This window comes from Massilia horti (assembly GCF_004614195.1).
Lineage (GTDB): Bacteria > Pseudomonadota > Gammaproteobacteria > Burkholderiales > Burkholderiaceae_D > Telluria > Telluria horti.
This window is the reverse complement of the sequence record NZ_SPUM01000060.1, coordinates 1-4169: the sequence shown is the minus strand read 5'-3', so window position 1 is coordinate 4169 and position 4169 is coordinate 1. Positions and strand designations below refer to the sequence as shown.

Sequence of the window (4169 nt, the reverse complement as noted above, 5' to 3'; positions counted from 1 at the left end):
GCGTAGGGGGCGCGGGGCCGCCGAGGACCTGTGCGCACGCGGTTCGCGAACGTAGCGTGGAGAAGTGGCCGCCGCAAGTCAGCATGCCGTGACCGCGTGCGCACAGGTGCGCACCCTACGAAGACGCGCACGCGGTACGGTCTTCGGTCAATCCGAAAACAACACCGGCATTTCGTGCGAGCGCTTGCGCAGCGCCAGTCGCGCACCGTCGTAATCCGGGTACACCTCCGACACCGCGGCCCAGAACCGCGGGCTGTGGTTCATCTCGCGCAGGTGCGCCAGTTCGTGCGCCACCACGTAGTCGATCAGCGACAGCGGATAGAAAATCAGGCGCCAGTTCAGGCGGATGTTCCCGGATACCGTGCACGATCCCCAGCGTGACCCGGCCGACGACAGCGCGAACGCGCTGTAGCAGACGCCAAGGCGCGGTGCGTAGTGATCGAGCCGCGCGGCGAACAAGCGCCTGGCTTCTTCCTGGTACCACAGCTTGACCCGCTCCTTGAGCTGCCACTCCGACAACCCCGGCGCTACGCCGACCGACAGCTCGCGCGAGCCGGCATCGAACACGCAATGGCTGCGCGCAGCCGTGGCCAGGCGCAGAGTGATTTCACCACCCATGTAGGGCAGTTGCGCGCCATCGACCCATTCGAGCGGCGGCTTTTGGGCGCGCAGCATGCGGCGTTCGCCGCGCTCGTGCAGCTTGGTCAGGATCCAGCGCTGCTTGGCGCGGATCGCGTTGTCCACTTCCGCCAGGGTGACGCGTCGTGGCGCCGTCACGCGCAGGCCTTCGTCGTCGATCATGAAGCCGATCGAGCGGCGCGACGAGCGGCGCAGCGCGTAATCGACGGCATGTGAGCCAAGCAGGATGCGGCGCAGCGGAGGATCGCCAGGTCCGACCGGCGGCGCCGGTAATGCGACCCGCGGCGCCGCCGGGGGCGCCTTGAACAGGGGTTGCGGGGGAGGGGATGGTTTGTCGGAGGGCTTGAGCGCCGCGAAGAAGTCTTGTGCGAATAGTTCCAGCTGGTGCCCGTCGATCTTGGAGGAGGTCATGGTGCGCTGAGGAGAGGAGTCTCGGATCAGGGCGCCGACTTCGCTTAGCCATCTTTGTAGACATGGGGCGAAATGACGCGCATTTCTGATTCTATCCAATTTTCGACCTCTTGCATCAGGCTGTCCGGAGTGTGGTTTTCTGGCGATATCGGTTTGCCAATCGATACCGTCACGAGGCCGGGCCGCTTGATGAAGGAGTTCTTTGGCCAGCACTCTCCGGAATTATGCGCGATCGGCACGACGACAGTCTGTGTTTCCACAGCCAGGCGCGTTCCTCCGCTTTTGTATTTGCCTTTTTGCCCCACCGGGATGCGCGTCCCTTCGGGGAACATGACAATCCACTGGCCGCCCGCCAGGCGCCGCCTGCCTTGCTTGACCACCTGGGCGAACGCGTTCTTGCCTTGCTTGCGGTCGATCGGGATCATGCGCAGGAGCGCCATCGCCCAACCGAAGAACGGGATGTAGAGGATTTCCTTCTTGAAGACGAAGACCAGCGGCCGGGTCATGTTCGGCACCAGGAAGATGGTTTCCCACGCCGACTGGTGCTTGGCCAGAAGGATCGCCGGTGCGTCGGGCAGGTTTTCCATTCCCTTGACCTGGTAGCGGATACCGCAGATCACACGGGCGGCCCAGATGGCGAAGACGTTCCAGCGGGATGTGACCCAGAAGCGCTTGTTGTAGGGGAGGGGGGCGGCGAGGAAGCAGATACATGCCCAAAATACGGTGGCAACCACCATCACGAGCGTGAACAGCAGGGAGCGCAGGAACAAACCGATGTTTCGCAAAGAATGGTCTCCGGGAGATAACGTTTTTAATCCGCTAAGTATGCCTTGGCGTTGAAGACGCCGTTCCCGGGCAGACGGGAATGACGTACAGGGCCAACACCTGACGGCGACATAGCTGTTGTTTTAATTCGTGGCCGCGGCGGCGCTGGCCGGGGCCTTGAGCAGGGCGGTGACCGTCGCGGCCAGGTCCGGGAAGACCTGGGTGCCGGGTGGCAGGCCGCCGGTCTGGCGCGTCTTTTCGCCCTTGCCGGTCAAAACCAGGTAGGGAACGCAGCCGCTGATGAAGCCGGCCTGCAGGTCGCGCAGCGAGTCGCCGACCGTCGGCACGCCCTTCAGGCTCACCTTGAAGCGTTTGCTGATCTCCTCGAACATGCCGGCCTTGGGCTTTCTGCAGTCGCAGTTGTCGATGGCGGCATGCGGGCAGAAAAAGATCGCGTCGATGTCCGCCCCGACCTGCTGGGCGCAAGTGTGCATCTTCTGGTGGATCGCGTTCAGGGTCGTCATGTCGAACAGTTCGCGCGCGATGCCCGACTGGTTCGACGCGACGACCACCCGGTAGCCGGCCTGGTTCAGGCGCGCGATCGCCTCGAGCGAACCTGGGATCGGAATCCACTCGCCGGGGGACTTGATGAAGTCCGGCGAGTCGTGGTTGATGACCCCATCGCGGTCGAGGATGATCAGCTTCATGAAGTCACAGGCTCCTTACGCCGCCAGCTTGGAGATGTCGGCCACGCGGTTCATCATGCCGTGCAGCGAAGACAGCAGCGCCAGGCGGTTGTTGCGCAGCGCCAGGTCGTCGGCCATCACCATCACGTCGTTGAAGAAGGCGTCCACTTCGTCCTTCATCAGGGCCAGCATTCTCAAAGCACCGGTGAAGTCGGCTTTGGCAAAAGCCTCGTCCACGCCGGACACGAGCCCCTTCATCTTCACAGCCAGGTTTTTCTCGGCTCGTTCGACCAGCAAGTCGCTGTCGACGGAACCGGCCTGCGCCAGTGCTTCCTCGTTCTTCTTCAGGATGTTGGTGATGCGCTTGTTGGCTGCCGCCAGCGATGCCGATTCCGGCAGCGCGGCAAATGCCTGCACGGCTTGAAGGCGCTGCACCACGTCGTCCACGCGGTCCGGGTTCTGGGCCAGTACCGCTTCCACCTCGTTCGGCGTAAAGCCGCGATCGCGCAGCATGCCGCGCAGGCGGTCGAGCATGAAGGCTGCCACTTCCGTGCGCGGGTCCTTGAAGCCGCTCTGGTATTCGAACACGGCGCAAGCATCGGCCAGCAGGTCGGAGATACCCATCGGCAGGCGCTTTTCGACCAGCATGCGCATCACGCCCAGCGCGTGGCGGCGCAGCGCGAACGGGTCTTTTTCACCGGTCGGCGCAAGACCGATCGACCAGATGCCGACCAGGGTCTCGAGCTTGTCGGCCAGCGCGACCGCGGTGCCGGTGTTGGTGGAGGGCAGGGCGTCGCCCGCGAAGCGCGGCTGGTAGTGCTCGGACGCGGCCAGCGCCACCTCTTCCGGCTCGCCGTCGTGGCGTGCGTAGTAGGTGCCCATGATGCCCTGCAGCTCGGGGAACTCGCCGACCATGTCGGTCAGGAGGTCGGCCTTGGCCAGTTCGGCGCCGCGTTCGGCCAGCAGCACGTCGTAGCCCAGGCGGCGCGCGATGGCGCCGGTCAGGCGCGTCACGCGCGAGGAGCGCTCCGCCTGCGTGCCCAGCTTGTTGTGGTAGACCACGTTGGCCAGCAGTGGCAGGCGCGATTCGAGCGACTTCTTCTTGTCCTGCTCAAAGAAGAACTTGGCGTCGGCCAGGCGCGGGCGCACGACCCGCTCGTTACCGTCGACGATGTGGCGCGGGTCGTCGGTCTCAAGGTTGGAGACGATCAGGAAGCGCGAGCGCAGGCGGCCGTTGGCGTCGGTCAGCGCGAAGTACTTCTGGTTGGTCTGCATGGTCAGGATCAGGCATTCCTGCGGCACCGCCAGGAACGCGTCCTCGAAATGGCACTCGTACACCACCGGCCATTCGACCAGGGCGGTGACTTCGTCGAGCAGCGATTCGGGCATCAGCACCTGGTCGGCGCCGGCCTTGGCCAGCAACTGCTCGCGGATCGATTCCTTGCGCGCGCTAATTGCGGGGATGACCTTGCCCTGTTCGCGCAGCGCGTCGGCGTAGTCGCCGGCGTGGTTGATCGTGATCGGCTCGCCGCTGGACAGGAAGCGGTGGCCCAGGGTTTGGCGGCCGCTTGCCAGGCCGAGCAGCGACAACGGCAGCACCTGTTCGCCAAACAGCGCAAGCAGCGAGTGCACCGGACGCACGAACTGGACGGTCTCGCCGTCCGGGCG

The 4169-nt window shown here is 64.7% G+C and carries 4 protein-coding genes; all 4 read right to left on the bottom strand.

The genetic code is table 11. From position 1 onward, the window contains the following. Positions 1-147: 147 nt before the first annotated feature. Positions 148-1050, bottom strand: a complete 903-nt coding sequence (locus E4O92_RS10025; protein ID WP_135189628.1) for a M48 family metallopeptidase — start codon at positions 1048-1050, stop codon at positions 148-150. Between the two features lie 44 nt (positions 1051-1094). Next, positions 1095-1835 (bottom strand): lysophospholipid acyltransferase family protein, encoded by a 741-nt coding sequence (locus E4O92_RS10020; RefSeq protein WP_135189627.1) that lies wholly within the window; start codon positions 1833-1835, stop codon positions 1095-1097. A gap of 123 nt (positions 1836-1958) precedes the next feature. Continuing rightward, on the bottom strand, positions 1959-2522 hold the full coding sequence (gene gmhB, locus E4O92_RS10015; RefSeq protein ID WP_135189626.1) for a D-glycero-beta-D-manno-heptose 1,7-bisphosphate 7-phosphatase: 564 nt from the start codon (positions 2520-2522) through the stop codon (positions 1959-1961). 15 nt (positions 2523-2537) lie between these two features. Next, positions 2538-4169: glycine--tRNA ligase subunit beta (gene glyS, locus E4O92_RS10010; RefSeq protein WP_135189625.1), on the bottom strand; the 1632-nt coding region annotated here is incomplete at its 5' end.

Coding starts and splice junctions, on each gene's coding strand:
- E4O92_RS10025 (WP_135189628.1), bottom strand. CDS start 1,050: ATGACCTCCTCCAAGATCGACGGGCACCAGCTGGAACTATTCGCACAA.
- gmhB (WP_135189626.1), bottom strand. CDS start 2,522: ATGAAGCTGATCATCCTCGACCGCGATGGGGTCATCAACCACGACTCG.